The organism is Alcanivorax sp. HI0083, assembly GCF_001635175.1.
Genome location: NZ_LWFX01001397.1, coordinates 1 through 5895, shown reverse-complemented (window position 1 = coordinate 5895; position 5895 = coordinate 1). Strand labels below are relative to the sequence as shown.

5 protein-coding genes are annotated in these 5895 nt (G+C 57.4%); all 5 read left to right on the top strand.

The features are described 5' to 3' along the window. The first annotated feature begins 32 nt into the window (after nucleotides 1–32). Nucleotides 33–1265 (top strand): efflux RND transporter periplasmic adaptor subunit, encoded by a 1233-nt coding sequence (locus tag A3754_RS21210; protein WP_063521259.1) that lies wholly within the window; start codon nucleotides 33–35, stop codon nucleotides 1263–1265. Between the two features lie 12 nt (nucleotides 1266–1277). Next, nucleotides 1278–4400, top strand: coding sequence for an efflux RND transporter permease subunit (locus A3754_RS21205; RefSeq protein ID WP_063521258.1), 3123 nt, complete (start codon nucleotides 1278–1280; stop codon nucleotides 4398–4400). 13 nt (nucleotides 4401–4413) lie between these two features. Next, nucleotides 4414–5304 carry a HupE/UreJ family protein gene (locus A3754_RS21200; RefSeq protein WP_082872201.1) on the top strand — a complete coding sequence of 297 codons (891 nt, stop codon included), beginning with the start codon at nucleotides 4414–4416 and terminating at the stop codon, nucleotides 5302–5304. 19 nt (nucleotides 5305–5323) lie between these two features. After that, nucleotides 5324–5671, top strand: a complete 348-nt coding sequence (locus A3754_RS21195) for a DUF6488 family protein (RefSeq protein ID WP_063521257.1) — start codon at nucleotides 5324–5326, stop codon at nucleotides 5669–5671. A 30-nt stretch (nucleotides 5672–5701) separates the two neighbouring features. Continuing rightward, nucleotides 5702–5895: DUF3147 family protein (locus A3754_RS28630; RefSeq protein WP_231880727.1), on the top strand; the 194-nt coding region annotated here is incomplete at its 3' end.

Below are 5895 nucleotides of genomic sequence, written 5' to 3'. Positions count from 1 at the left end.
AGTGTCTCTGCGCAAAGTAAGGAGCAGAAGTAATGAATGTTTTTCGTAAACCCATCGGCTTGCTGGTGACGGTATGGATGTTGTTGGTTTTTCCGCTGGTGACACTGGCAGCGGGAGCCGCAGAAGAGCAGGAAGCGGAGCCGGAGAAGGGGCCGCATCGCGGACTGGTGCTGCGCGACGGTGACTTTTCTGTGGAGCTGGCCATTTTTGAAACCGGGGTGCCGCCGGAGTATCGAGCCTGGATTAGCGATGACGGTGAACCGGTCGATCCAAGGGAAGTGAATTTGCAGGTGGTGCTGACGCGGCTCGGCAATGTGCGCGACGAGATCGGTTTTGCCCCGCAAGCGGACTTTCTGCGTGGCGACATGGAGATCTATGAGCCTCACTCCTTTGTGGTTTCGGTATCAGCCGAGCACCAGGGTCAGCAGTACCAATGGCAGTACGACAGTTTCGAAGGACGTACCGCCATTGAGCAGGCGGTGGCCGATGCCATGGGGGTGGTGACTGAAGTAGCAGGCCCTGCGACCCTGCATGAAACCGTGACGGCCTACGGCTCTCTGGTCCTACCTCCTGCTGGACAGCGCGCAGTGCGTGCCCGCTTTGACGGTGAAATCGTGCGTGTACACAAGGCGCTGGGCGACACGGTAGCCCGTGGCGATGTGTTGTTCACCATTGAGAGCAACGAAAGCCTGCGCACATATGCGTTGCGGTCGCCCATGTCTGGCGTGATTGCCTCGCTTGACGGTGGTGCTGGCGAGCCCACCGGGGACAGAACGCTGGCCAGCATTATTGATGTATCAAAAACAGAGGCTGAACTGTCGGTGTTTGCTATGGATCGGGCACGGGTCAAGCCAGGTGCTGATGTGCAGCTGGCGCTGGCCGACGGCTCCGCTACGGTCACGGGGAGGGTGACGTTCCTGGCGCCGCAGGTGGCTGCCGGTCAGGCACAGACTGTGCGCGCCTCGCTGGCGTCGCTGCCGGAGAACTGGCTGCCGGGCCAGTTTGTCACTGGCCAGATTGAAGTGGCGCAACATTCTGTCGAGCTGGCCGTGAAGAAAACCGGGCTTCAGGGGTTCCGTGATTTTACTGTGGTGTTCGCCAAGGTGGCCGAGCAGTACGAAGTGCGCATGCTGGAACTGGGCCGTGAAGATGAAGACTGGGTCGAGGTACTGGGAGGCCTAAAACCAGGTACCGAGTATGTCAGTGGTAACAGCTACCTGCTCAAGGCGGATGTTGAAAAGTCCGGCGCTTCCCACGATCACTAAAGGCCTGTCACTATGCTTGAAGTCATTATTAAACACGCCATTGAGCGCCGCCGGCTGGTACTGGTGGGCGTGGCTTTGTTATCACTGCTGGGGCTATGGAATTTCAACCGGTTGCCAATTGATGCCGTGCCGGATATCACCAACGTACAGGTGATGATCAATACCGAAGCGCCGGGGTATACGCCGCTTGAAGTGGAGCAGCGGGTGACCTACCCGATAGAAACCACGTTGGCGGGTCTGCCCGGGCTGGAGTACACGCGCTCGGTTTCGCGCTACGGGCTGTCCCAGGTAACCGCTATTTTTGGTGATGACACCGACATCTATTTCGCCCGCCAACTGGTGAGCGAACGTCTTTCTGCCGCACGCTCGGATTTGCCTGGCGGCCTCCAGCCCGAGATGGGCCCGATTGCCACAGGCCTGGGCGAAATCTTCATGTTCACCGTGGATGCCGAACCTGGCGCGGTGGATGAGGATGGAAAACCAATTACCCCCATAGACCTGCGTTCCGTACATGACTGGATCATTCGGCCGCAGCTGTTGCGCGTGCCCGGCGTGGTGGAGGTCAATCCTATTGGCGGCTACCAGCGCGAGATTCTGATCGCCATTGACTCGACCCGTTTGTTGGCGGCGGGAGTTACCCAACAACAGGTGGTTGCTGCGGTCGAGGCCAATAACCAGAATCGGGGTGTCGGCTTCGTTGAGCAGAACGGTGCGCAATGGTTGATGCGTGTGCCTGGTCAGGTGACTTCAGTGGAGGCACTGGCAAATACCCCGCTGAACACCGAAGGCGGCGCACGCTTGCGGCTGAAAGATGTGGCCAGCGTGGAAGAAGGGCTGGAGTTGCGCACCGGGGCGGCTACCCAGAATGGTCGTGAAGTGGTGATGAGCACCGTGTTCATGCTGGTGGGTGAGAACAGCCGTACCGTCGCCAGCGCGGTGGGCGAGAAGCTGGAGGAAATCAAGGCGGGCCTGCCGGAAGGGATTACTGCAACAGCGGTGTATGACCGCACCGGGCTGGTCGACAAGACCCTGCAGACGGTTCAGAAGAATCTGCTGGAAGGGGCGCTGCTGGTGATCGTGATCCTGTTCCTGTTGCTGGGCAATGCCAGAGCGGCCCTGTTGACGGCGGCAGTAATTCCCATCGCCATGCTGATGACCATCACTGGCATGGTGCAAACCCGGGTCAGTGCTAACCTGATGAGCCTCGGTGCGCTGGACTTTGGTCTGCTGGTGGATGGCGCCATTATCATCGTGGAGAACTGTTTGCGGCGTCTCAGCCAGGCGAAGGTGCCGGGCCAGACACTGGGACAGCGTGAGCGGCTAGATATTGTCTTTACCGCGACACGGGAAGTGATCCGTCCTGCCTTATTTGGCGTGTTCATCATTACGGCGGTGTACCTGCCCATCTTCTCGCTGACCGGTGTTGAAGGGAAGATGTTCCACCCCATGGCCATGACCGTTGTGATTGCACTGGCAAGCGCGATGTTGCTGTCGGTGACATTTGTTCCTGCCTGTGTCGCCCTGTTGTTCCGGGATGCGGTGGAAGAGAAAGAACATCGCGCCATGAGCGCGCTGCGTAATGGTTACCAGCGTCTGGTGCGCAAGGCCGTGGCAATGCGCGCCCTGGTGGTGGCACTGGCCGCCTTGTCCGTGTTGAGCTCGGTGGTGCTGGCTACCCGCCTAGGCAGCGAGTTCGTGCCCAACTTGGATGAAGGGGATATTGCCATGCATGCCCTGCGGATTCCGGGAACCTCGCTCGGTCAGGCCGTCGCCATGCAGGAAACCCTGGAAGAAAAAATTCGTCAGCTGCCGGAAGTGGAACGAGTGTTTGCCAAGATCGGTACGGCGGACGTGGCCACCGATGCGGTCCCTCCCAGCGTGGCGGACAACTTTATTATCCTAAAGCCCCGCGATCAGTGGCCGGACCCCGGCAAGCCCAAGGCGCAGGTGGTGGAAGAACTGTCGGCCATCGTTGATACCGTGCCGGGTAGCCGCTACGAATTTCTGCAGCCGATACAGATGCGCTTCAATGAGCTCCTGGCCGGGGTAAGGGCGGAGCTCGCCATCAAGGTGTTTGGTGATGATTTTGCACAGCTGGAAGCACTGGGCAAGCAAATTGAAGGCGTGGTGTCCGGGGTCGAAGGGGCGGCGGATATCCAGATGGAGCAAGTTACCGGCCTGCCGGTATTGACCATTACTCCTCGCGATTCCGTTCTGGCCGGATACGGACTGGACAAGGCCGAACTGCAGTCTCAGCTGGCCATCGCCTTGGGCGGTGAGGTGGCCGGTCGTTTCTACGAAGGGGATCGTCGTGCCGACATCGTGGTGCGTCTGGCCGAAAAGCAGCGTACCGACATGGAAGCGTTGGGGTATCTGCCGGTACAGGTGCCGGGCGCCGGGGCTGTGCCGTTACGGGAACTGGCGAGCATTGAGCTGGTGGATGGTTTCAATCAGGTCAACCGGGAAAACGGCAAGCGCCGGGTGGTGGTTACCGCCAACGTGCGTGGCCGTGATCTGGGCTCGTTTGTGGAAGACGTCCGTACAGCCATCAATGATGACGTCGCTGTGCCCTCGGGCTACTGGGTGGAATACGGGGGCACCTACGAGAAGTTGCAGTCTGCGAGCCAGCGACTGACGTTGGTGGTGCCATTAACGCTGGTGATGATCGTGGCGTTGCTCTATTTCGCGCTCGGTTCGTTCAAAGATGCGCTGGTGATTTTCACCGGTGTGCCTCTGGCACTGACCGGTGGAGTGCTATTGCTGGTGCTGCGGGATATTCCGTTCTCCATTTCTGCAGCGGTGGGTTTTATCGCTCTCTCCGGCATTGCCATTCTGAATGGCCTGGTCATGGTGTCCTTTATCCGTGAGTTGATGCGGGATGGTGTGGCCCTGGATGAGGCCATTATTGAAGGTGCGGTAACAAGGCTTCGCCCCATCATTACCACCGCGCTGGTTGCCTCGTTGGGATTTGTGCCGATGGCGCTTAACACGGGTATCGGTTCGGAAGTTCAGCGTCCACTGGCCACGGTAGTCATTGGGGGCATCCTTTCTTCCACCGTGCTCACATTATTCGTGCTCCCTGCCTTGTACCGTTTGGTGAATGGCAAGAGCGCTCATATTCTTAACCAATCATAATGGAGAAAAACGCGTGAAAATCAGATTCTGCGTTGGATTGCTTGGCTTGCTGGCGAGTGGCGTGGCCATGGCTCATGGCATGTCAGCTGAAGATCAGGCAAGAGCCTTGAACGCTGGGTTTATGGAATACATTGAGCTTGGCGCTGTTCACATGGTGACAGGTTACGACCATCTGCTGTTCCTGTTTGGAGTGGTGTTCTTCCTGACCCGCTTCAATGACATCGTGCGGTTCATTACGGCGTTTACCATCGGGCATTCCATTACTTTGGTGTTTGCCACCTTGTATGGTATCCGTGCCAATTACTATCTGGTGGATGCGGTCATTGCCCTGACAGTCTGCTACAAGGCGTTCGACAACCTGGGTGGGTTTAAACGCTATTTGCAGATGAAGTCACCCAACCTGACTTGGATGGTATTTGCCTTCGGGTTGATTCATGGTTTTGGACTTTCCACCCGTTTGCAGCAGCTGCCATTGGCAGAAGATGGCCTGGTGTTGCGCATCCTGGCTTTTAATCTTGGTGTAGAGGCCGGGCAGATTGCGGCCCTGGCGGTGATGTTGTTCCTGTTGTCCGGCTGGCGTCGTACCGAGTCGTTCAAACGCTTCAGCCGTGCCACCAACTGGCTGTTGATGATGCTGGGTGTGCTGCTGCTGTTGATGCAGCTGCATGGTTATCTGCATTCCGCCAGCCCGGATGAATTTCCGCTCAACAAGGATGACCACAGCCATACCCATGAAGATATGGATGCCGCGCGTTCTCCGTTGAAGGACTATCAGAAGCGCTTCGATATGAAGATGGAAAAACAGGATGTACAAGGCAGCAACGAGCGCGTAATTGAAGAAGCTGAAGAACAAGCCGATGCCCAACCCCATCGTCATGGCAGTGGTGAGGCTCACGTACATTAACCGATAACAGGACAATAAGATGAAGTTGATCAAGGTATTGATGGTGGTGGCTACGCTGGCCGTATCTGGCCAGGCGTTCTCCCACGGCGGTGGTCACGACCCCATCTCAGAGCAGCAGGTTGTGGGGATCGCAAAATACGTAGCGGTGAAGCTGACCGAGGAAGATCGGGGCATGGGCTTTGGAAAGCTGGATGAGAGCTGGAAAGCGCTTCCTGAAGAGAAGGTCGGCATCAGCAATTCCGGTCCGGGCTATTACGTCGTGGCCCTGGAGCATGAGGAGGAGGGCCGAACCCTTTATATCCTGATGTCAGAAACCGGTAGCGTTTACGACGCCAACTTCACCGGCGAGTTCAAGGGCATCGAATAACAACGTTAGGGCAGCCAGGAGGAAGCGGTGATGCCGATGTTAATAATCAAATATCTCGTCTCAGCAGCAGTTATCGTTGCCGTCTCTGAGGTCGCAAAACACAGTGACAGGCTCGGGGCGCTGATCGCGTCCCTGCCTGCCGTGACCTTGATGGTACTGTTCTGGCTTTATCTGGACGGGCAGCCTTCTTATAAGATCGCAAATCATGCTTGGTATACCTTCTG